Raw genomic sequence first — 23,039 nt, 5'->3', positions numbered from 1 at the left:
TTTTATCTCGAACAAAATTTAACCGCGAAAGGTCAACACGCCCTAATGGTTGTATTCAACGAAATGGTACTCAGTTTTGACGATAAAAGGTGCCTTTAAGCCAAACGTTAGAAAGTTGTTTGTCCTTAAGCTCGACAAATCTTAGAAAATCGCTTTCAATTAAAGAAGATACGCAACGGATGCGAAACAGGTTACTTATAGTATCCACAGTTCTAGAAATCCATTAATTCAGAGAAGCTAACTGAGTCAACTATGTCGAATTATCAAGATGTGAGAGCAAACTTTCATTGGCATATGGAAAACCCATTGCTTTGGCCGATAATGGAAGTGCTTAAGCAAAAGCCAAGCGGATGGAAAGTACACACATTGGCAGCTCATCTGAACGATCTTGGGTTTGTGCCAGTGTTGGATGCTGTGCCTGAGAAAGAGTTGTTTAAAAAGAACTTCCTTATCATGAATGCGCTTTATCAGCTTCAAGAAACCTTACACCCAGATGGTTGGCTCCAAGTCCAAGCGATGGACATCGAATTGATGAATGGTCGTTATCACGGAAGCAGTCACAGCATCGATCATCAAGACCCACTTCGAGAATACTACATTAATTGGGTTAACTATGAAGCGGATGAAGGTGAAGTCAAAAGGCTGTTGAATGAATTTTGGACTCGGTATAGAAAGTATGTGGGTGGTGATGAACTCGATATGGATCGAAGTCGAGCATTGAACCTGTTTGAGTTACCTTTAGACGCGACACACCATGAAATTAGAAAACGTTGGCGACAACTGGCATTGAGATGGCATCCGGACAGAGACGAAGGCAACACCGCAAAATTTCAGACGCTCTGTGAAGCATGGCATGTATTAAGAAGCTCATAATCGACAGGCATTTTTAGCTGTCTAATTGCTTAGAACCCTAAAACAGAAAGCCCCACATTGTGAGTGACACAAGTGGGGCTTTGTTGTTATTACGCTATGTGCTGTAGCGACTTAAGTTATTGGTGTTATGAGTGATCTTTGCTCTCACCACTTTTATGTTCAAAGGCATAGTCGAGTACTTTACGGATATAAGGCGCACCAACTTTTGAGCCACCGTTACCGTGTTCAATAACCACAGTTGCGACATATTCAGGGTGTTCATACGGTGCGAAAGCCGTGTAAAGCGCATGGTCAAGCAAGTGTCTAGCGAGTTTCTTCGAGTTGTAGACCTGGTCTTTCGCAAGATCAAAGACTTGTGCAGTTCCTGATTTACCGCCGCTCGTGTATTCAGTTCCCTTAAATGCACGTCTGCCGCTGCCTCGATTACCGTGGTTTACGAGTCGCATCGCATTGATTGGCACATCCCAAATTCTATCCGGTACTTCGGTGATTGAGGGCATTGGCTCCGGTTCGACAAGTTGTTGTGTACTGAAATCTTCACCATGATCTAAGGTGGCTCTTAAGATATGAGGTGGCATCACCTTACCATGATTAACCAATACTGACGTTGCTTTAGCAAGTTGCATAGGTGTCGATGTCCAATAACCTTGGCCAATACCAATCGGAACTGTGTCACCCTGATACCAAGGGGTGCGATAACGCATCATCTTCCATTCTCGAGTCGGCATGTTGGCGGTACTTTCTTCATAGATATCAATGCCTGTCGGTTCACCAAATCCAAATCGGTTCATCCAACTTGAAATTCGGTCAATACCCAAATCGAAAGCGGTTTGATAGAAGAATGAATCTACCGACTCTTCAATGGCTTGAGTGACATCGACAGGTCCGTGACCCCAACGTTTCCAGTCACGCCACGATTTAGAGTTTCGTTTAGAGCCAGGAATTCTCCAAACGCCATGGTCGTTACGGATGGTATCTTCAGAGATGACATGTTCTTGCAGTCCTGCCACAGCCATAAATGGTTTAACGGTTGAGGCAGGAGGATAAACGCCTAGAGTGGTGCGGTTAACCAACGGGTGAGCCGGATCATTCAATAAACGTTGGTAGTTCTTACTCGAAATGCCGTCGACAAATAGGTTAGGGTCGTAACTCGGGCTTGATGCCATCGCCAACACGCTGTTGTCTTTCGGATCGAGAATAACCGCGCTTCCAGTTCGGTGATCAAGTTGCTCAAAGACGTATTTTTGCAGCTCAAGGTCAATATTTAACACGATATCTTTACCAGCTACTGGCGGCACGTACTCAATGGTTCGGACTATTCGCCCACGGCTGTTTACTTCGACTTCTTGATAACCTTTGGTGCCGTGCAGAATATCTTCGTAATAACGTTCAACACCCAGTTTTCCTATGATTGTTGTAGCTTGATAATTCGCTTCTATCCCTTGTTCTTCAAGCTTTCTGAGATCGCTATCATTGATGTGCGCCACGTAACCAAGAACATGGGTAAGCACCTCACCATTCGGGTAAAAACGCTTTAAGCTGGTATCGATAGATAAGCCGGGGAACTGGTACTGGTGCACGGAGAACTTGGCGATCTCTTCCTCCGTTAAGTTCTCTAGAATAGTCACAGATTTAAAACGGCGGGTGTTGTGATAGCGTTTTTTGAAACGAGCGATCTGCTCTGCATCACGGGGGACATATTTGTCTAGCTTGGCGAGCATTGCATCGACATCATCGGTTTGCTCAGGAATCATGGTTAGATCAAAGACAAGCTTGTTCTCTGCAAGTAACACGCCGTTACGGTCGTAAATAAGTCCACGAGTAGGGGCGATAGGTAATACTTTGATTCTGTTGCCATCGGCACGAGTTTGATAGCTTTTAAAATTTTCAACTTGAAGTCGGTATAGATTGCCGACTAAGACAAGAGTGAACATCAAGATCCCACAAAACGCGACGATTACGCGGTTTTTGAATAGGTTCACTTCGATTTTATGGTCACGCATCTTAACGCGTTTATGATTCATTGAAGCCTCAAGGGTCTGTTACACTTGTCGAATCGGGACTTTATCTGAATATCACTAGGGTTTTGTAAAAGCTGTGTCATGTTTTGAGGGATCGACAGCATTAGATGGCGGTAAACAGTGCCTTTAATTTTCTCATTACAAAAGATGATAAGTAATTGATGTAAAGATTGGTTTTATGAATTTATAAAGTTCAAGAGTTTTGACGACACTAGGGGTTAGGTCAAAAGAGGTTAGATAAATTTACGGCCCTCAGAATGAGAGCCGTAGAAGGTTAATTTGCTTATTTAGTGGCTTAGAAGCTTTAGTAAATTAGAAGATTAAAACTTCAAAAACCTAGAAGCACAATAAATCCGATATTTAACGAAATCAGTTCGAAGGCTTGAACTGAGATTTACGCATACGGTTCAGAGCAGCCATCACATCTAACGTTCTTGGTTTCGCTAGGTCACCGTAGTTAGGCATGTTAGCGTGCCATTCGTTTTCTAAAATAGCGTTAAACTCTTTAGCAGGGTTGTTTGACCAACCTGGAGTTTGTGCGAATTGGAACCAAGCCCAACCGATCGCATTCACTTCAGACGGTGATTCTAATTGCTCAAGCGCAGAAAGGTCTGCAAACTCTTTACCAAAACGCAGTGACTCTTTGCCTTTAGCATTAACACGGAATTTACCGTCAGTCAGAATGTTCATCAGTGAAGCACGGTTCAATGAACGCGGTACAAACGTTTCTAAAGCAGTTTCACATTCGTTAGTACGCTGAGTAGGGTGCTGAGCAATCACGTCTTTTGCTTTTTCAGTCACATCTACCGCTTGGTAGTCGTGCATTTGAATCACAGTGTTCGCGACATCTAGGTAATCACCAGAGCCACCCATTACAACAATGGTAGAGATATCCATCTCTTCACGAAGCTGACCAATGCGGTCGACAAGTGGTGTGATTGGCTCATCGCCTTTTGACACTAGCGCTTGCATACGCTCGTCACGAATCATGAAGTTAGTCGCTGACGTATCTTCATCGATAAGTAGAGTTTGAACGCCGGCTTCAATCGATTCTTGTAACCAAGCCGCTTGAGACGTAGAACCTGACGCATCTTGTGTGCTGAAGTCAGATGTGTCTTTCTGCATTGGTAAATGGTTGATGTAGTTTGACAGGTTCAAGCTGTGCACACATCGACCATCTTCAGCGCGGATCTTCATCGTATCAATCGCAGTTACAATGCCTTCGCGACCGTCACCAGGAATATGGTTGTAGATAGAACGTTCAACGGCGTTCAACAGTGTCGATTTACCATGGAAACCACCACCAACGATCAGCGTAATGCCTTTTGGAATGCCTAGGCCGGTCACGTCACCTTGGTTTGGAGTATTTAACGTAACACTCAATGATTCTGGAGCCGCGAAAGGTACCGCGTCTTTCATTGGAAGGTCGCAGTTACCCGCGATACGAGGTAACACACTGCCGTTTGCAACGAAAGCGGCTAGGTTGTTTTCATCCAATTGAGCACGCAGCGCTTCTTGGTCTTCAATCGTTTCACAATGTTTGATCATTGCATCGATGTTTAACTCACGCTCAAGCGTCGCGCGACGAATAAACTTCGGTAAGTAGAAAGTGATGATGTTGTTCGCTTTCTTAGCAAGAATGCTACGACCATCAGCTGGTAAATTAATACGGAAACGAATTTCGATGCCGTGGTCTGTGAATACAACAGCTGTGTTGTCTAATACGGTTTGACCCGTCAGCGCGATAGAAACGGTCGACTCTTGTTTCGCGAACTCAGAGAAGCTACGTGCGATAAAGTCACGAGCGGCTACTTGGTATTCGTAAGATTTTTCTTTCAGCCAATCTAACCCGGTCAAAGACCACGCGCGCGTTGCACGAAAACGAGAAGCTGACGCGTATGGGTCACCTTGGATGTGGTCGATGTGTAATTCAAAATCAGCAAAGTCGTATTGACCTTTAATTTGTTGATATGCACGGTAGTTTTGTTTTTCGAGCTTTTTAAGCTTTGCAGTCAACTGATCCATAACGAGGAATGCCTATATAAGGGGAAAGATAAAAACAGAAAGGCGGCGATTATAAAAATCACCACCTTTAGAGTAAAGAGAAAGTAGGCCTAAATCCAAAACTAACTGCTCTTTTTCGCTTTAAGCGTAACGAGTTGTCCCCAAATAGTTTTGATTGATTAAGCTGTGTTCGAATTCTTGGCTCGGCATTGGTCTTCCGTAAAGGTAACCTTGGCCCACATCGCAGCCTTCGTTAATAATAAATTGCTCCTGAACCTCCGTTTCTATGCCTTCAATCGTCACTTTTAAGTCGAGCTTTTTGGCAATTTGGACAATAGAACGAACAATTTCCGAGTCTTCGTGTGAGTTGAGCATTTGGTCGATAAAGCTCTTATCAATCTTAATGGTGTCGAATGGGAACTTCTTCAGATAACTGAAGGAGGCGTAGCCCGTACCGAAGTCATCTAGTGACAATGTAACGCCAATATCGTGCAAAGATCCCAAGGTATTCTTGGCAACCACTTCATCTGCTATCAGTCCACTCTCCGTAACTTCAAGTTCTAAGAAACGAGGCTCTAAATGATAGGTTTCGAGTAGGTGAACCACTTGTTCCGCAAAGTGTACGTTCTTGAGTTGAATTGCAGACACATTCACAGCCATCTTGAAATCTTCAACGTATTCGGACCACTCTTTGGCTTTTTCAATCGCATTGCGTAAAACAAAGCTGCCCACTTCGAAAATCAAACCGTTTTGTTCAGCCATGTGGATCAGGGTTTCGTTAGAGATATCACCCAAAACAGGATGTCGCCAACGAAGCAAAGCTTCAGCACCGACCCAGCGATGCGTCAACGGGCTAACTTTGGGTTGAAAGTAGAGCATAAGGTCATCATTACGAACGGCTTGAAGCAAATAGCCTTCGATCTTATTAATGTGAGTTTGTTCTTCGGTATGGGATTGAGAGTAGTAAGCGAACTTTTGTCCTGAATCTTTGCAGGCTAACATCGCTTCAGAAGATTTCTGCAGAATGCTTTCCGCGTCATCTTCGTCGTTCGTAATTGCAATCCCAATAAACGCGTGCAAATGCACTTTGTCACTTTCGATGTCGAATTCTGAATGACCAACTTTAACGAGCGTCTGGCAAAGTTCTTCAAGGCGATGGTGTAAATCTTTAACGCTAAACGCCAATACGAGGTCAACCGAAGTAGGGCGTGCAGTTAATACATCGATATCAGAAATACAGTCGATGCGTTTTCGGTATTCAACAAGCACTTGGTCTAACGCGTTATAGCCGTAGCGTGCTTGTATGCGTCTACCGTTGGTAAAACCAATATGAACGACTGCAAATGAGCTGTCTGTCAGCCTTCTCTGTGACAGTAGCTTGTGGTTTAAGCGAGATTCAAATGCGTTTCGGTTTAAAAAGCCGGTGCCGAGGTCGTGATTCTTTTGGAAGTTAATCTTCTGTTCAGCCGCTTTTCGTTTATCAATTTCTTGATTCAACGAGTAATTAAGGCTCGCGAGATCTTTAGTGCGATTGTAAACGCGGTTTTTTAGGTCGCGATTCATTTGGGTAAGCTTGGCGTGTTGGAATAGGGTTTTAAGCTGAGATTCAATCGAAGTCCGAAAGCTCTCTAACAGTTTGATATAAGTAGGGGTGTAGTGATTCTCTTTCGAGTCCAAGATACAAATGGTGCCAAACAGTTCACCGTTAGGCCAAAGTAATGGAATACCACAATAGGAGACTAAGCCGAGTTTGATGTCTGGGTTGTTGTCCCACTTAGGATCGGCAAGCGCGTTAGGCACAAGAAGCTGTCGTTGAGTTTCCATCACTGTTTCGCAGTACAGCCCATTCCCCAGCGTTTCAGAATCACCTTTGTTGTATGGGTTGTTCTCGCTACGACTGGTTGAAAAAACTTCAATGTAATTGGCGTGAACACGCATGATTAGTGCTGCGGGCACTTGAGTAATTTGAGCTAAGAGGTCGACAATATTCTGCCAACCGTGCTCCATATCGTCTGGGATATCTAAATCGAGAGTTTTTATTTTCTTCATATGACTCCGAGTCAATTATGCTAAATGCATCAACACATCCTGTGTTAATTATGATGAACCAAAGAAAACTGTGAATCTTACGTTAACTAAGTATAAGAAATGTTGCACGAAAAAACCTCCGCAATTATGCAGAGGTTTTCAAATGTGAATCCGGGTCTCAGTAATGAGATAATTTTAGATTAAGGCTTTAACTTTATAAAATCTTCTGTATTAAGTTTCTGGCTATAATCTACCGATGGTTGAGCAAACCCATTTAATTGTAGAAATTCTTCTTTAAACCCTTGGTAATCCCCTAAGGTTTGGAAGTTATTTTCGTCCATCTTTTCTAGCAGTTCAGTTACGTGCGCTTGGGTTTCTGGGTCTAATTCCCAATCATCCATACGGATCAATCGCTCACCATCAAGTGGTACTTTGGATTGACCATAAAGTTTACTGCCAAACAGACGCTGCATTTGTTGGATACAACCTTCGTGGGTCTCTTTCTCTTTCATCACCTTATACAAAGCAAGTAAGTAAGGGCTTAATCCAGGGATGAAAACGCTCGCTTTAGTGACTAGGGCTTTACATACCGCCGCGTAAGCGTTGCCATCAAAGTTAGCTAACTCTAGATTAAGAGCGTGGCTGGTTTGGTGAAGGTCGATCTTAGCGCGTCCCAATGTACCGTCTAAATAGATAGGATGTGTGACTTCTGGACCCACATAAGAAAACGCGATTGTCTTACAACCCGGAGCAATAGATTCTGCGTTGATGAGCTCATCTATCCATTGTTCCCAATCTTCGCCTCCCATCACTTTGAGTGTGCTTTCGGCTTCTTCTTCTGTTGCAGCGTCGAGCGTGTTGGTCACCCAGTCGTCGTGCTCAAGGGAAATCGTCGCGCCAGTAACGCTTTCGCCAATCGGTTTAATAGCTGAGCGCCAAAATTCATCGGAGTCTGGTTTTGGTCTCACACCTGCGGCTAAGCTGTAAATGATGAGATCGACTTCACCTTCGAAGTAGGTTTCAATGGCTTCGACAACTTGTGAGCGTGTTTCTTGCGAAAATGCGTCGCCAACGATGTTGATAGCAGTGCGTTGCTCTCGTTCGGCTTCTTTTTTGAAGTAGATGTTGTTGTACCAACCAGCACTACCTAGGGATTTTTCGTTTGGATCGCGCTCGAATGAGACGCCGATAGTGTCAGCTTTTGCGCCGCCAAAGGTAAGGGCAATACGAGCGGCAAGGCCAAAGCCTGAGGAAGCGCCGATAATCAGTACTCGTTTAGGGCCATCTTTGATTTGCGGCGCACTCTTAACAAACTTGATTTGTTGCTTTACGGCTTCTTGACAGCCAAGAGGGTGAGCGCTTTTGGCTACCACACCCTTGATAACAGGTTCGATCAGCATAAATAACCTTACAGTTAACGGTGATATGCACTCAGGCTAACGTAAAGCTGTGTAAAATTTATTGAGCTAGACCATTAAAACTTAAAGATACTGATATAATTCTTCGGCGACGAATTCAGCAATCCAAGGTTGAGCTTCTGGTTTTGGATGCAGTCCATCGTTCATCATCCACTCAGGTTTGAGGATGATATGCTCTAGGAAAAACGGCAAAAGTGGCACGTTTTGTTGATCAGCAAGCGCTGCAAAAACGTATTCAAACTGCTGGTTGTAACGCTTTCCGTAATTTGGTGGGATTTTAATCTGCATCATTATAGGTTTGGCGCCCGCAGCTTTTATCTGCTCAATGATCTGCTCAAGATTTGCAGACATCAGCTTAGGTGGGAAACCACGAAGTCCATCATTCGCACCAAGTTCGATAAGAACGGTGTCTGGAGCATGTTCTTCAAGTAGTTGAGGCAAACGAGCTAAACCATTGCCCGTTGTGTCACCAGAGATACTCCCGTTAACCACGGTAACCGCTTTATCATGTTTTGCTAGCGCGTCTGGCAACAAACTTGGCCAACTCTGTTTGATGTCCATGTTGTAACCAGCACTCAAACTATCGCCAAGTACCAATAACTTTGAATCTTGAGCTGACGCAGAGCCTTGAGCTAAAGAAGCGGTTGAAAATAAAATAAAAAATAAAAAGGAAATTAGTCGAGTCATGCATACATCCATCATTAAAGCAGAAGCTGTTTCCAAGACAGTGTCTACTAATCAAGAACATTTAACAATCCTAGAGCGCGTTGATATCGATATTCGTGAAGGCGAAACGGTCGCGATCGTAGGCACGTCTGGTGCAGGTAAATCGACCCTAATGACGCTGTTAGCTGGTCTTGATGTACCAACGAAAGGCGAAATCAGTTTATTAGGACAGCCACTTTCACTGCTTGATGATGAGGCAAGGGCTAAGATCCGCAGTGAATCGGTAGGGTTTGTATTTCAAAGCTTCTTGTTAATTCCAAGCCTTTCTGCGCTGCAAAATGTCACGTTACCTTGTTTGTTGAAGGGAGCAGACGAAGACATCGAACGCGCGACTGCTCTGCTTGAATCAGTAGGCTTGAAAGACAGGCTTGATCACTTGCCGTCTCAACTATCGGGTGGTGAGCAACAAAGGGTCGCGTTGGCGCGCGCATTTATGATTAAGCCAAAAATTCTTTTTGCCGATGAACCCACAGGCAACCTAGACCAACAAACGGCTGCCAAAATTGTCGAGTTGTTGTTTGAATTGAACTCATCCCATGGCACAACGTTAGTTTTGGTGACACACGATCCTAAGCTTGCACAACGTTGCCAAAGAACACTTAAGATGCATGTCGGTCAGATAGAGGAAGTCTAAATTGAATTCATCAAACGGACTGAATAAACGCCTGTTTTCATGGAGTATCGAAGAGATTCGACACGGTCAGTTGTGGCCAGTTTCAATCGCTTTAACGCTTATTATTGCTTGTGTATTTGCATTGTCGGCGCTGGCCGAACGTATGGAACAGGTAATTGTTAAGCAGGGCAAAGATGCGCTTACTGCCGATAGCGTGTTTATCTCAGCAAACCCTGTTCCACAATCCTTGTTAGACCTCACTCAAGTTGAACAGTTAGAAAGCTCTCAGTTGACTCGTTTTTCAACCATGGCATTCAGTGATAACTCAATGCAGTTAGTGACGGTAAAAGCAGTTGAAAGTAATTACCCATTACGCGGTGAAATGATCTTAGAGGGCGCTGATAAAGCATCAAGTAACCATGTTGAGCCAGGGGAACTTTGGTTAGACGAGCGTATATTTGCACAGTTAGAGGTTGAGATTGGTGACGTTGTCACTATTGGCGATGCCGATTTAGCGATAACTGGACGAATCACTCAAGAACCAGGCTTAAGCTTTAACCCATTCCAACAGATGCCAGCCGTTCTGATTCATACAAGCGATATTGATGCCACGGGAGCGATTCAACCGGGCAGTCGTGTTAGTTTTAGGCTGTTTCTCAACGGTGATGATACAAAACTGCAAGCCGCGCAAGACAGCGTAGAATTAACACCAAGCGATCGCTGGCGTACTCAAGATTCTGCGAGCCGTACTAACGACATGTTCGAAAGCACGACTCAATATCTTTCGTTAACCGTTGCAATTGTTGTGATTATGGCTGCGACCACTTTGGTACTCACTTGCCAACATTATGTTGCGAGTCGCCGTAAAACCATCGCGATGCTTAAGAGTTTAGGTGCAAGCAAGCAGTGGATCGTTAAATGGTTGTCTGTACAGGTATCTCTATTAGTGGTTATCGGTGCAGTACTGGGAATAACTATCGGTATCGGCTTAGAGTTTTTGCTTCGTATACCTCTGGGCGACTTATTACCAACGCCACTTCCTAGCTATGGTATTGAACCTGCGATCTTGGCGATTTTATCAAGCATCTTAATTGGTGTTCCTGCTCTTGGTATCCCGTTAATTGGCTTGGTCAATACCTCGGCAATCAGCGTTATTCAATCAAGTCACCAGTCTAATGAAAGCTACAAGAAATATTTGTTGTTACTGGTACCGACTATTCCAATGATGCTGATGTATGGCGACAATCTATTGGTATGGATAGTTCTAGCGGGTATCGCTTGCCTGTTCTTAGTGCTTGCGGTCGTTAGTACGCTTGTTCTGCGTTTGGTTAGTAAGTTGCCGACATCTACGTCTATGCGTTTAGCATTGAGTCGAATTAATCGCACACCTTTAGCAACTGGGATTCAATTTGGCTCTTTAGCGCTTTCACTGATGTTGCTGTCTATCATCTGGTTGGTAAGAAGTGATTTACTGTCAGATTGGCAGCAAACCTTGCCAGAGAACGCACCGAATGCGTTTGCACTTAACATTGCAAGTTATGAAAAAGACAGTTATCTCGAGACGATTGATGCAAACGAAGTAGAGCGTACTCAAGCGTTTCCAATTATCCGAGGACGACTGACGACGATAAACGGTGTTGAAGCGTCGGAATACAGCGATACCTCAGGCGAAACAGATGCACTAAGTCGAGAGATCAACTTCACTTGGGGAGATAGCTTGCCCGAGTACAATGAAGTGTTAGAAGGTAACTGGACGCAAGAGCATGGCGTATCTGTGGAATCGGATGTCGCGGAGCAACTGGATCTAAAGATTGGCGATGAGCTGTCATTCACAATCAACAGCCAGAATGTTTCTGCCAAGGTGAATAGCATCCGCAAAGTCGAGTGGCGAGAAATGAAGCCGAACTTCTACTTCATTTTTACTCCAGATGTCTTGAGTTCAATCCCTTCTACTTGGCTCGTGAGCTTCAGATTAGAAGAACAACACAATCAGATGCTCAATGAACTCTCTCGAAATCATCCAACCGTGAGTTTGATGGATATTCGCAAGATGGGTAGCAAGATCCAAGAGTTGCTTAAGCAGATTGTTTGGTCGATTACCGTACTTGCGGCGTTAGGTGTGGTGGCGGGGCTGTTGCTTATCTTCACTCTATTGCGATTGAGCTTATCTCAAAGACAACAAGAGATACGCTTGTATCGAACATTAGGCGCGAGTAAGAAGCGAATTCTCAATACTATTTGGTGTGAGTACGGTTTAATGGCGTTAGTCGCAGGCTCAATTGCAGCCCTTGGTTCTGAGCTCAGCGTGGCAGGAGTGATGAACTTTGGTTTTGAGTTACAACCTTCACTTCACCCGATGTTGTGGATAGCGCTACCGGTGCTAACGTTCATCACATTAGCCGCGGTAGTGAATAGCTTAATCAAACGTTTGTTGGCACCAGTAAACAAGGATTTTGGCTAGTCGTTAGCGAGATCTAGCCAAGCGCTTAAAACGGTCTAAAAGTGAGATTATTTATACTTAGTCATGCACTATTTATAATACGTCGCTTTAGACCGTTTTTTATTTAACCAACCGGTAGCATAAGTAAAAAATATCGCACCTTAGATTCCACTGTTTTTAGCATTTTTTAAAACTAATTACCCAATAATGCCGATTTAATGAACAGCGGTTAGTCCCTGTAAACAAAGGGTTTGCGCAACTTAGCAAGAACGTTATCAACAGTTATCCACAAAAACGGTGGATAACTTTAGGGATAAGTTAACCGCTATGTTTTAAGAGTACTGAGGCAGCCTTTATGTGGCGTCACTTAGGACAAATTTGACTGTTAGAATAACCTTTAAAACCCTATCTGGAGTTATTGAGTCAAGAGATTATTTATGTTTTTTACATAGATATTAAATCCCGCCTATCTAAGACCTTGATAAAAATGTGTTTTAATTCATCGCAGAACAAAAGTAGAATAGAGGCAGTTAATCCTATTCTACAGAACACGATGAACCACAACAAAACGGATACAAATCAACCTTCTATTGCCATTGTTGGTGGTGGTATTGCCGGAACAACGAGCGCGATTCACTTTAGTGAGTTGGGTTTTAAGGTCACTATCTTAGAAAAAGGGCCGAGTTTGGTTAATGGTCCACCAATTTGCCACCTGCACGCTGGCGGCAATTTGTATCGAGATATTTCTGTAGAGCAGTGTCTTCAATTGCTCACACAGTCAATTGATACCGTCCGCTTATTCCCTCATACGATCAATATTCGTCCGACAATCATCGCCGTTCCGCACAGTGATGGTGGAGAGCCGTTGGATCTGCTTCCTCGTCTCAAGATAATCAAAAGCGCTTATGCCGATCTTGTTAAACAAGATAAAAGCAACCAAGTGCTCGGTGATCCGGAAGAGTATTATAAGCTGTACAGCAAAGAAGATTTATTAGCACTTTCTGCGAAAACACAGCCTCTGAAACCAACATCGCTTGATGATTGGTGTATTCCTTTCGCCAAGCATACGGATTTAGAGACCCTAAAGTATCCTGTTGCGATGGTCCAAGAGTATGGCTGGAGCGTATTCCGACTTTCTGCGACCGCTCAACTCTCTTTGGGGCAACAAGCTAACTGTACTGTGTTAACCAACAGCCGATTACAATCTGTTGAGTCGACAGGTCAAGGTTGGTCTTTGACTTATACCGATGCCGAAAACCAAAGCTGCCAACTAACGACCGATTACTTGATTAATGCGAGTGGGTTTGAAACGGGTATCGTAGATGACTTTGTTGGCTCTAAGCAGCAAAGACTTGTTGAGTTTAAAGCTGCATACGTTACAGAGTGGCCATATTCGCAAGAATGTAAGGAAGAGTGGCCAGAAGTTATCTTCCATGGCCCGAGAGGCACACCGCAAGGCATGGCGCAATTAACGCCGTATGCTGATGGTGTGTTCCAACTTCACGGCATGACAGAAGGGATTACTCTGTTTGAGGGTGGGCTTGTTTCATCGTCAACAGACTCGTCACAGCCACAGTTGCCTTCGAAGCTGCTTAAGAAAATCGTATCGGGTTGGAGTGAAGATCAGCTTGAATTAAGAACTCGCGCGGCAATAACGCATATGTCTCAGTTCATCCCAAGTTTCAGTTCTGCATTGGTCGGTGGTAAACCTTTGTTTGGTGCACAACAGATTCCGGGAACCGATCCAAGCTTAAGAGCTTCAGACGTTTCATTCTGTGGGGATCGCTATGCTCGACTTGAAGTAGTAAAAGCTTCTTCAACATTAGAAGCGGCACAAAAGGTCGCTGAGCAATGGTTTGATGTATCAGAGGCGGCATCTATTGAAGACACACACTCAGTGACAATGTCACTTAATCTAAATGATATTGAAAACAGAGCGATAGATTTGACACAAGAACGTGGATACCCAGAAGCGCTTGCCAAGGTGTCAGGTCAAGATCACGCTTAATAGCCTATAATTGGTCTATCATCATCGACTGCGTTTAATTTCTTCAATTCGGCTTACTGTAATAGGTAAGCCGAATCTTCATTTCAACATCTGCTTAGATACCGAACCTCATCTAAATGACATCTTCCTAGTTGATTATTCTCAGCTACATAGCATTTAGCACATAACACATCGCAAAAACTAATAGCCGAAAAACTGAGCCCATTGGCACCAAACATCTTGTAAGCCCAAGCGATCGCCCTTGCTGAACGATATCGCATGTCCAGGTTTTGCTTGCGCCAAGCGTGGTAAATCGATTCTGGCGACACATCCTATCTTCGGATAACCACCTATGGTCTGTCTATCATTAAGCAGCACGATAGGCTGTCCATCTTGTGGAATTTGAATCGCACCTAGGGCAATGCCTTCTGACAATAGCGAAATGTCAGGCGAGTCTACGGGCTCGCCACTGAGTCGATAACCCATCCGATTAGAGTTTTGGTCAACGTGATACTGCGCGTTATACAAAATCTCTCTTGCTGACTCGGAGAATAGCTCGCTTTGATAGCCTTCAATCACTCGTAGGTTCACGGGTAGATTGTAATCAGGTGTGTATCGGAAGGTAACACTCAACGCTTTAAATGGATGAGAGAGTTGGTGTTGGGTAAAAGCGATTTGTTGCCCTTGCTGGCATGGCTCGCCATCTTGCGTTAATCCACCAATCTTTTCACGAGTGACTGTAGAGCAGCTATCAAGAGTTGATGGAACATCGAAACCGCCCTTAATGGCTAAATACGCCCTTAGACCATTTTTAGGCAAACCAAATGAGAGAACTTGCCCCTTAAAAGCTTGAAAAGTGCTCCAGTTAGCCTGTGGTTTACCATCGAGTTTCGCTTGTAAATCACCCCCGCATAGTGCCATCTCGCAATCAAAATCGATTCTCAACGCACATTGCCCAAGCGTGATTTCCAACGCCGCTTGGTTGACTGGGTTGCCCAATAGATGGTTAGCCCAGCTATAAGAGTAGTCATCAACCGGTCCACCTTGCGTTAATCCAAGATGAGCAACACCAAATCGCCCAAAGTCTTGAATCAAACTCAACGGGCCGGGCTTAATCACTGTCAGTGTTGGTTTAGTTTTTGTCTTAGCCATTTACGATGCCTCCACCCAACTCTACAAATTCTTTTTTTGAAATCGCTATGAAACGGACGGTATCACCAACATTAAGCAGAGACAGTGGTCTTTGCGTGATATCGGCGTTCTTCAACTGGCTATGATCGAACAACGGAAGTGGGCAATTGCCAATAATATTCCAACCGCCCGGTGAATCCGAAGGGTACACAGCTGTTTTCGTATCCGCGATGGCGATACTGCCTTTGGGCACAATTAAGCGGGGTGTGGAGTGACGGGGCAAGGCAAGCTCATTAACCACATCCGACATAAAGGCAAAGCCAGGCGTAAACCCAATCGCACTGACGCTGTATGTCTGTGAGGTGTGATGTTGAATTATCTGGTCGAGCGACAGGCCTTTGTTTTGATATCGGTCTAAATCGAGCGCCGTTTCTGGTGAGTAATAGGCAGGAAGCTCAATCGTATCGCGAGTTTTACTAACACTAGAAAAGGACGACAGAGCATGACTCAACAAATTATTGAGCTGTTCAATGAGCTGCTGTTCTGATATTCGATAAGGGAGGTAGTCGACCAATATTGTTTGGTAAGCCGGTGTCACATTCATCAACACCGATGCTAAGTTTTGGCGAATGGCATCGGAAAAGTGAGCTATGTATTGCGCATATTCGGCGCTAGATTGATTATTTGAAGGCGATAGCGTCAAGGTCGCCAAAACGCTGCATTCCGCGATTGGCGCTATATTGTATTCAATCTGATTCGTCGTCATTTCGTTTCCATACGTTTGTTTGCTTACTTGGCGTGTCTCACTTCCGTGTCCAAGCCAATACAAATCAATTAGATCTCACGAGCGATTAGACCATGCGTCATACCAATCACACGCTTCATACTAATTAAAAGCGTTGAGGTCTTGTCTGATTTTTCTAATTAATGCGATGGATTGAGGGTTATCACCATGAACACAGATAGTATCAGCTTCAATAGGCAGTCTTTCGCCCTCTAAAGTCGTAACCGAGCCATAGTTAATGATTTGCATAACTTGGTTATAGATATCGTCTTGATTGACGTAAACCGAGCCTTTTTGAGTACGTGGCGCTAATTGTCCGTTATTTAAATAAGCACGGTCGGCAAACGCTTCAAACAAGAGAGGCAAGTCATGGTCGTCAGCAATATCCAAATACTGTTGATTGTCTGATGAAGAGAGAATCATCAACGGGATGTTAAATTCAGCGACGGCTTGGGCTACCGCATTGAACACATCAATGTTTGCCATCATATCGTTATAAAGAGCGCCATGAGGTTTCACATAGCCAACAGTGGTATGGTGATAGCGGCAAAGGGCTTGTAATGCACCGACTTGATAACAAACCAGCTCACTGATTTCGTCCATGGTGTGTGGAATAGAACGGCGACCAAAACCAACGAGATCTTGATAACCGGGATGAGCACCAATTTGGGTGTGATAGTGCTGCGCCAGTTTTATCGTCTTGGACATAACGTGCGGATCAGACGCGTGGAAGCCACAAGCGATGTTTGCCATATCGACCCATTCCATGACCGACTCGTCATCGCCCATCTTCCAATTGCCGAAACTTTCTCCCATGTCGCAATTAAGCAAAATCTTCGTTGTCACGTGGTGCTAATCCTTTACGTTGAGGTAAGTAATGACGGTCTTATAAATACCATAAATAAACAGTGACCTAACTCAAACTTTCGACACCGTAGATTTACCAGTATGGCATTTCATATATAGTTGAACTATTGATTAAAGGATTAATATCTATCTGTATATTAGGTGAGCACATGATATCCCGCCAGGTTTGCTTAGGACTAGCATTAATGATACCTGTTTTTGTCTCTGCTCAAGAAAACTCTCTAGACCAGCTGATGTCGATGAGCCTTGAAGAGTTGTCTATGTTAGATGTCGAAATGGAAACGGCTTCGAAAGTGACACAAAAACTCACTGACATTCCCTCGTCGGTGTACGTACTTTCTAATGAGCGAATTCAGCGCAGTGGCGCGAAAACCATTGCAGAAGTCCTAACGCTTGTACCCGGACTCAAAGTCACCAAATTCAACGAAACCTCATGGTTTGTTTCAACACGCGGCTTTCATGATGGGTTATATAACAAGATGCTCGTGATGATGGATGGACGAAGCTTGTTTAGCCCAGTCTATGGCGGTACGTATTGGAGCGACGTTGACTATGTACTTGCCGACATCGAACGCATCGAAGTACTCAAAGGCCCCGGCGGAACAATTTGGGGGGGCAACGCGGTTAATGGTGTAGTCAATATCATTACTAAGTCTGCCAATGATACGCAGGGGACTTATCTCTCCGGTGTCGCGTCTAATACTAATAACTATGAATTTAGTGTTCGTCAGGGATTAAGCCTAAACGACAGTGTGAATGCTCGTGCCTTTTATAAGTACCGAGAAGAACCCACGTATCGCACAAACGAATCTGAAAAATGGAAAGCACAAACGGCAGGGATGGTGTTTCAGCCAAGTAATACTGATGAAAATTGGTCATTACGTATTGGTGGTGAGAAAAGCTTTTATGAGTCGGAATTGTATACGTTTCAATATGATAACTCAGGGTCGTTTGTCGGGGCACAAGCCAATGATTTCGATAACAAGAGCCAATCTGTTTACGTCCAATTCAACGACTCTCGCCATTTTGATGAAAGTTCGACACTCTCATATTCGTTATGGGGTGAATATAATGAGGATAATGCGCCAGACGCTCCGGGAAGCTATTCGACCCTCGATTTTGACTCTACTTATATCAACCAACTATCGGAAAGCCATCAGCTAACACTCGGTGGTGGCCTGCGATATATGTATCTTGATTTCTCCTCAAGCCAAGTTTCGGACGTGGATTGGTACAATCCCGATTACTACGGTCGAGCTTACAACATCCAATCTGCCAACGATTATATTGCGAACGCTTTTATACAGTCTCAAATTCAAATGACGGAAGCGCTGTCTATTACTCTTGGTGCCAAGGTTGAACACTTTACACAGAATGAATCAACTGAGCTTTCACCTCAATTGCGTGGTTTATATAAGTTCACCCAACGTCACTCCGTATGGGCGGGGCTTAGCCGTGCGGTCGTTGCACCATCTTATATGGATTCCAATTCCACCTATTATTTCAATAGTTACAATGCTGACTCAAACAACAGCTACCTAGATGTATATAAATCAAGCTCGAGTCTTGAAACAGAGAGTGTCGTAACGGCGGAAATGGGTTATCGCTACTCAAACAATTCAAATTTCGAACTCGATGCAACGATTTATCTGAGTGAACATGACAACCTTCGCTTTCACAGCTATGACCCGAATGATATCCCTGCGAATCATGTCTATGTCGGTGCGTTGTCTGATGATTATAAAGCAAAAACTTATGGCTTAGAGTTAGGCGCGAGTTACCAACTCACCGCAGATTTAGCCAGTTACCTGAGTTACGCCTATACGACATTGGAAGGTGAGAATAAAGGTGATGACCTGAAATCTAGTCCTCAAACGAGTGTTTATTACGATATTGATAATGAACATTTAGCCACGGCACAGTTGATGTGGAATATCACCGAAAGTTGGCAATTCGATGTGATAGGCCAGTACATTAATGTGAATTACCCAGACTATTGGGTAGCAGGCGATGGCACTCAATATAAATGGCAGTCTTACCCGCATGAAATAACCTTTGATGCGCGTCTCGCATGGAAAAAATCGTCCGCAGCACCTTTAATTGAAGTGGTTGTTGAAAATATAGGTAAGAGTGACGGCTATCAAGCTGAATTCACATCTCAGAAAAGCGTCAATCAAGAATCGGTGTATGTGAGGATCTCTCATGAATTCTAAATGGCTTAAGCACCGCATTAAGCTCGGCTTATCTAAACTAGGCTTAGCGGCTTTAACGATGCTTATTGTGCCGTTGAACACCTCAGCTGCTAGCTTCAAACCTTATGAAGTGAAAGCGGTGTACCTTTTTAGAATTGCGAATTTTATACGTTGGAATGATGAAAGCTCAATGAACGCTGTGAACTTTTGTGTGATTGGCGATGAAAAGGTAAGCCAAGTGCTAACGTCAATTACCGAGGGGAAATCTATTCGTTCGCTCGCTATCCGAGTTCAACAGTCGATTACTTCTAAGTGTGATATTACGTATTTGTCTGACCGTAAAAATGACCAATTTCTTAGTCAAGAGCACTCGCCACATACTGTGACAATCAGTGATATCCCTAACTTTACGGACTTAGGTGGAATCATTGAACTCACGCACATCGATAATAAGCTCAAACCTAAGATCAATCTAGAGAACGCAAGGCGCGGTGACTACGTCATTGGCTCGAACCTGTTACGAATCGCTATAGTGGAGGGCCAATAATGTTGTCTTTCATTAATAACATATCGATTAAAAACAAGCTGATATTACCCATTATCATCTTCATCGCAGTCACTTTTGTAACGATCCAATCGGTAAATTACACTGTCACGTTTGAGAGAGAGAAAGAGAGTCTTATTCAGCGTGTTAAAGTGCTAGCACAAGGTGTTGCTTATAACTTGCAAGCCGCGATTTTATTTGAAGACAAGTCATCGGCTCAGGAAATATTGTCAGCTTTCGTCGCAGATAAAGATATTGTTAGAGTGAAGCTCTATGACATCAACGAACAGCTTTTTGCCAGCTATCAGGTGAGCAACACTCTGGTTCCAAGGCCAAACGCAGAAGAATTAGACGATATCGCCGATCATCAATTTGCCATCTCTGAGCATTTCATCTTCTTGCTCGTTCCAGTGACACTGGATGGCGCAGTGATCGCGAACTTGAGAGTAACAATATCGAAAGAGACGTTTAATTCGATCTTAACGAATATTTTCAAGGTTGCGGTCGTCTATCTGTTGTTTCTGGTGATGTTAGGTGGAGTACTGGTCAAATTGGTGCAACGCTTGATTATCGAACCGATGTTTGACCTCAATGAGGCGATGCAAGCCTTTGTTGAGCGTCGTTCGAAGCAGCCTAAATTAGTCGTAACGAACCGCGATGAAATCGGTGATCTGGTTCGAGCTTTCAATACCATGTTAGAAAGGCTTCAACATCGCGACAACCAAATCAATTTTACGTTAGACAAGTTACAAGAAGAAAAATCATTCGCAAATGAGGTCATTGAAACCGTTCAGCACTCTTTGTTGGTGGTAGATGAAAAAGGACTCATTCTTCATGCGAACGCAGCTACTCGGGATATTTTTAAATGCTCGGAAGCCTTTCTTGAGAACTTGTTGTTCCAAGAGTTGATCGCGACCAAGCAAACGGGTTACTTACAAGATGTTATTGATGCCAATATTGAACTTAATGACGAATTGCTGGAAACCACCGATCTCTTTCAATCGAAACGCTGGCTTCGTGTGAGCAGCCGTTCTTTGACAAAACATGGTCGTATTCTCTATGCAATCCAAGATGTCACCGACATAGAAACGGCCATGAGTCGCCAACGTATTGCTGCGGGTGTTTTCGAAAACAGTAAAGACGGTTTGATCGTGCTGAACTCGTCCAATGTGATAACCATGGTTAACCCGGCGATCACACAACTTCTCGGTTATCACTCTGATCTGCTGGTGGGCAAAACACCCTTTGAAGTATTTTCGTGGCAGCAATTTTCATCACTGATGCCTACAATTCGCAGTTCGTTAGACAATTATGGTCAATGGCAAGGCGAAGTGTGGGAGAAGAGCGCGTCCGGTACGTTAGTTCCAATGTTTGTCAAAGTGAATCGAGTTGCCTCAGACAACGAGAAAGACGAGTTTGATATGGTATTAACGCTGTCTGATTTATCCAACGTTAAAGAGATGGAAAGACTCGAACACTTGGCCCATCACGATGCGTTAACCGGGTTAGCGAATAAAGCGCAGCTGTATAAGGTTATGGATGATGTTGTCACGTCGAGCCACTATTCAAATCAGCATTTCGCGGTTATTTACTTGGACTTGGATGGCTTCAAAGAAGTGAATGACAATTATGGACACGATGCGGGTGATGAAATCCTTAAAGAAGTGTCAAACCGGTTGTTATCTCAGGTAAGAACAGGGGATTTGGTTGCACGTTTGTCGGGTGATGAATTTGTTCTTATTATTAAACAGACCAACAAAGTCTTGTTAGCTAAGTTAGCCGAACGATTGTTGGATCTGATCGGGCAACAAGTAAACTACAAACAACGTTCACTTCATGTTGGAGCGAGCTTAGGTATCCATTTAGTTGATGGCTCAGAGCGTGATATTGACGTTATTCTAAAAGTTGCTGATGAGGCTATGTACCAAGCGAAACGCAAAGGAAAAGGTCAGTTTGTGTTCGCTCGTGAGGGTAAGTAGGTACCGGTGTTTGTGAGCTGACCCTAAGTTGTTGTATCATAAGTGATAGGTTGAATATTTTTAATTAAAAGGTCTGCTAAGCATGAATGTTTTAGTTACAGGTGGCATGGGTTACATTGGTAGCCATACAAGTATCCAGATGATCAACGCAGGTATGACACCTGTACTTTTTGATAGCTTGTACAACAGCAAACTAAGCGTTCTAGAGCGCATCGAAAAAGTCACGGGCGTTCGTCCCAACTTCATTGAAGGTGACGTTCGTGATAAAGCGCTTTTGACTGAAACTATGAAGCAACACAACATCGAAGCGGTTATCCATTTTGCTGGTCTGAAAGCCGTCGGAGAGTCTGTGGAAAAGCCTCTTGAATACTACGACAACAACGTAAACGGCACGTTAGTTCTTGTTGATGCAATGCGTGATGCGGGTGTAAAAACCTTGGTATTTAGCTCTTCAGCAACGGTATACGGCGATCCTGCAAGTGTGCCAATTACTGAAGACTTCCCAACCAGCGCAACCAACCCATATGGTCGTAGTAAACTAATGGTTGAAGAGTGTTTAACCGATTTCCAAAAAGCCAATCCGGATTGGAGCATTACACTGCTGCGTTACTTTAACCCTGTAGGTTCACATCCAAGTGGTGAGCTAGGTGAAGATCCGCAAGGTATCCCAAATAACCTAATGCCATTTGTCTCTCAAGTAGCAGTAGGCCGCCGTGAATTCCTATCTGTATTTGGTAGCGATTATCCAACAAAAGATGGTACTGGCGTTCGCGATTACATCCACGTAATGGATCTGTCTGATGGCCACATCGCAGCGCTTGAGAAAGTAGGGCGCAAAGATGGTCTTCATATCTACAACCTTGGCACTGGTAACGGTTCAAGTGTATTAGACATGGTTAAAGCGTTTGAGGAAGCGAGCGGTAAAGATATCCCTTATAAGCTTGTCGAGCGTCGCCCGGGTGACATTGCAGAATGTTGGGCAGATCCTGCTAAAGCTCAGAAAGAGCTTGGTTGGAATGCAACACGTACACTGACTGAAATGACTGAAGATACATGGCGCTGGCAGTCAACCAACCCTGATGGTTTCCCTGGTTGATCTAGTTGTTTCATGAATAGTTAACTTGCAAAAAGATGCTTTAGGGCATCTTTTTTGATCTAAATCGAATAAAAAGTAAATTAGTGGTTAAAAAGTATCATTCTGTATCTGTTGTGTTATCATCCACGCGAATTATATGTTTAATGTTAATTTTCTTTGGAGTTAATCATGGAACTAGCCCTAATCATCACTTTCATCGTTGCTGCTGCAGTAATGGTTAAAAAAGAGATGGCAGAGAAGTAATTTCACTTATTACCTTTTTTATACAATTTTTTAGTGAAATAAATTAAAAGCCAGCAATTAAGCTGGCTTTTTAGTGGTTCATCGCGGATTAGC

General features: G+C 43.8%; 16 protein-coding genes. 8 read left to right on the top strand and 8 right to left on the bottom strand.

What is annotated here, in order from left to right; translation table 11 throughout:
• Positions 1-252 precede the first annotated feature (252 nt).
• Positions 253-873 carry a DNA-J related domain-containing protein gene (locus AB4307_RS20495; protein ID WP_102394478.1) on the top strand — a complete coding sequence of 207 codons (621 nt, stop codon included), beginning with the start codon at positions 253-255 and terminating at the stop codon, positions 871-873.
• A 125-nt stretch (positions 874-998) separates the two neighbouring features.
• Here the strand turns inward: AB4307_RS20495 and mrdA are convergent, their stop codons facing one another.
• From mrdA to AB4307_RS20470, 5 genes are all read right to left on the bottom strand, one after another.
• Positions 999-2,897, bottom strand: a complete 1,899-nt coding sequence (gene mrdA, locus AB4307_RS20490; RefSeq protein ID WP_136981853.1) for a penicillin-binding protein 2 — start codon at positions 2,895-2,897, stop codon at positions 999-1,001.
• A gap of 366 nt (positions 2,898-3,263) precedes the next feature.
• Positions 3,264-4,919 carry an ABC-ATPase domain-containing protein gene (locus AB4307_RS20485; RefSeq protein ID WP_017060076.1) on the bottom strand — a complete coding sequence of 552 codons (1,656 nt, stop codon included), beginning with the start codon at positions 4,917-4,919 and terminating at the stop codon, positions 3,264-3,266.
• Positions 4,920-5,039: 120 nt separating this feature from the next.
• The gene (locus tag AB4307_RS20480) at positions 5,040-6,947 is read right to left on the bottom strand and encodes a sensor domain-containing phosphodiesterase (RefSeq protein WP_017060077.1); all 1,908 of its coding nucleotides are present in this window, start codon (positions 6,945-6,947) and stop codon (positions 5,040-5,042) included.
• 179 nt (positions 6,948-7,126) lie between these two features.
• Positions 7,127-8,326, bottom strand: a complete 1,200-nt coding sequence (gene fabV, locus AB4307_RS20475; RefSeq protein ID WP_372133286.1) for an enoyl-ACP reductase FabV — start codon at positions 8,324-8,326, stop codon at positions 7,127-7,129.
• Positions 8,327-8,407: 81 nt separating this feature from the next.
• Positions 8,408-9,031, bottom strand: a complete 624-nt coding sequence (locus tag AB4307_RS20470) for an arylesterase (protein WP_017069908.1) — start codon at positions 9,029-9,031, stop codon at positions 8,408-8,410.
• Between AB4307_RS20470 and AB4307_RS20465 the strand changes: the two genes are divergently transcribed.
• The 3 genes from AB4307_RS20465 to AB4307_RS20455 all read left to right on the top strand — a co-directional run bounded on the left by AB4307_RS20465 (position 9,030) and on the right by AB4307_RS20455 (position 14,131).
• Complete coding sequence (locus AB4307_RS20465; RefSeq protein ID WP_372133282.1) at positions 9,030-9,704, top strand: ABC transporter ATP-binding protein; 675 nt, start codon at positions 9,030-9,032, stop codon at positions 9,702-9,704. The two genes, AB4307_RS20470 and AB4307_RS20465, sit on opposite strands and share 2 nt — an antisense overlap.
• 1 nt (position 9,705) lies before the next feature.
• Positions 9,706-12,144, top strand: coding sequence for an ABC transporter permease (locus tag AB4307_RS20460; protein ID WP_372133279.1), 2,439 nt, complete (start codon positions 9,706-9,708; stop codon positions 12,142-12,144).
• Positions 12,145-12,676: 532 nt separating this feature from the next.
• Positions 12,677-14,131 carry an FAD-dependent oxidoreductase gene (locus AB4307_RS20455; protein ID WP_017060081.1) on the top strand — a complete coding sequence of 485 codons (1,455 nt, stop codon included), beginning with the start codon at positions 12,677-12,679 and terminating at the stop codon, positions 14,129-14,131.
• Positions 14,132-14,311: 180 nt separating this feature from the next.
• Here AB4307_RS20455 and AB4307_RS20450 read toward each other — a convergent pair whose 3' ends face one another.
• From AB4307_RS20450 to AB4307_RS20440, 3 genes are all read right to left on the bottom strand, one after another.
• Complete coding sequence (locus AB4307_RS20450; protein ID WP_171732626.1) at positions 14,312-15,262, bottom strand: 5-oxoprolinase subunit C family protein; 951 nt, start codon at positions 15,260-15,262, stop codon at positions 14,312-14,314.
• Positions 15,255-16,007, bottom strand: a complete 753-nt coding sequence (locus AB4307_RS20445; RefSeq protein WP_372133276.1) for a 5-oxoprolinase subunit B family protein — start codon at positions 16,005-16,007, stop codon at positions 15,255-15,257. The genes AB4307_RS20450 and AB4307_RS20445 overlap by 8 nt, the downstream gene beginning before the upstream one ends.
• A 120-nt stretch (positions 16,008-16,127) precedes the next feature.
• Positions 16,128-16,871, bottom strand: coding sequence for a 5-oxoprolinase subunit PxpA (locus AB4307_RS20440; RefSeq protein WP_017060084.1), 744 nt, complete (start codon positions 16,869-16,871; stop codon positions 16,128-16,130).
• 170 nt (positions 16,872-17,041) lie between these two features.
• On the opposite strand from AB4307_RS20440, the gene AB4307_RS20435 reads away from it, so the two are divergent.
• The 4 genes from AB4307_RS20435 (at position 17,042) to galE (ending at position 22,703) form a co-directional block, all read left to right on the top strand.
• Positions 17,042-19,105 (top strand): TonB-dependent receptor plug domain-containing protein, encoded by a 2,064-nt coding sequence (locus tag AB4307_RS20435; protein WP_372133273.1) that lies wholly within the window; start codon positions 17,042-17,044, stop codon positions 19,103-19,105.
• A complete protein-coding gene (locus AB4307_RS20430) occupies positions 19,095-19,631 on the top strand; it encodes a YfiR family protein (RefSeq protein ID WP_017060086.1) in 537 nt (178 codons plus the stop codon). The genes AB4307_RS20435 and AB4307_RS20430 overlap by 11 nt, the downstream gene beginning before the upstream one ends.
• Positions 19,631-21,607 carry a diguanylate cyclase domain-containing protein gene (locus AB4307_RS20425; RefSeq protein WP_372133271.1) on the top strand — a complete coding sequence of 659 codons (1,977 nt, stop codon included), beginning with the start codon at positions 19,631-19,633 and terminating at the stop codon, positions 21,605-21,607. Before AB4307_RS20430 ends, AB4307_RS20425 begins: the two co-directional genes overlap by 1 nt.
• Positions 21,608-21,689: 82 nt before the next feature.
• Complete coding sequence (gene galE / locus AB4307_RS20420) at positions 21,690-22,703, top strand: UDP-glucose 4-epimerase GalE (protein WP_372133268.1); 1,014 nt, start codon at positions 21,690-21,692, stop codon at positions 22,701-22,703.
• Positions 22,704-23,039 lie beyond the last annotated feature (336 nt).

Origin of the sequence: Vibrio sp. 10N.261.52.C2 (assembly GCF_041471425.1) — a bacterium.
Classification (GTDB): Bacteria; Pseudomonadota; Gammaproteobacteria; order Enterobacterales; family Vibrionaceae; genus Vibrio; species Vibrio crassostreae_C.
This window is presented reverse-complemented; position numbering and strand designations above follow the sequence as displayed.

Bases quoted from the DNA above. Each gene is read 5' to 3' on its own strand.
- AB4307_RS20495 (WP_102394478.1), top strand. From the start codon at position 253: ATGTCGAATTATCAAGATGTGAGAGCAAACTTTCATTGGCATATGGAA.
- mrdA (WP_136981853.1), bottom strand. From the start codon at position 2,897: ATGAATCATAAACGCGTTAAGATGCGTGACCATAAAATCGAAGTGAAC.
- AB4307_RS20485 (WP_017060076.1), bottom strand. From the start codon at position 4,919: ATGGATCAGTTGACTGCAAAGCTTAAAAAGCTCGAAAAACAAAACTAC.
- AB4307_RS20480 (WP_017060077.1), bottom strand. From the start codon at position 6,947: ATGAAGAAAATAAAAACTCTCGATTTAGATATCCCAGACGATATGGAG.
- fabV (WP_372133286.1), bottom strand. From the start codon at position 8,326: ATGCTGATCGAACCTGTTATCAAGGGTGTGGTAGCCAAAAGCGCTCAC.
- AB4307_RS20465 (WP_372133282.1), top strand. From the start codon at position 9,030: ATGCATACATCCATCATTAAAGCAGAAGCTGTTTCCAAGACAGTGTCT.
- AB4307_RS20470 (WP_017069908.1), bottom strand. From the start codon at position 9,031: ATGACTCGACTAATTTCCTTTTTATTTTTTATTTTATTTTCAACCGCT.
- AB4307_RS20455 (WP_017060081.1), top strand. From the start codon at position 12,677: ATGAACCACAACAAAACGGATACAAATCAACCTTCTATTGCCATTGTT.
- AB4307_RS20450 (WP_171732626.1), bottom strand. From the start codon at position 15,262: ATGGCTAAGACAAAAACTAAACCAACACTGACAGTGATTAAGCCCGGC.
- AB4307_RS20445 (WP_372133276.1), bottom strand. From the start codon at position 16,007: ATGACGACGAATCAGATTGAATACAATATAGCGCCAATCGCGGAATGC.
- AB4307_RS20435 (WP_372133273.1), top strand. From the start codon at position 17,042: ATGATATCCCGCCAGGTTTGCTTAGGACTAGCATTAATGATACCTGTT.
- AB4307_RS20430 (WP_017060086.1), top strand. From the start codon at position 19,095: ATGAATTCTAAATGGCTTAAGCACCGCATTAAGCTCGGCTTATCTAAA.
- AB4307_RS20425 (WP_372133271.1), top strand. From the start codon at position 19,631: ATGTTGTCTTTCATTAATAACATATCGATTAAAAACAAGCTGATATTA.
- galE (WP_372133268.1), top strand. From the start codon at position 21,690: ATGAATGTTTTAGTTACAGGTGGCATGGGTTACATTGGTAGCCATACA.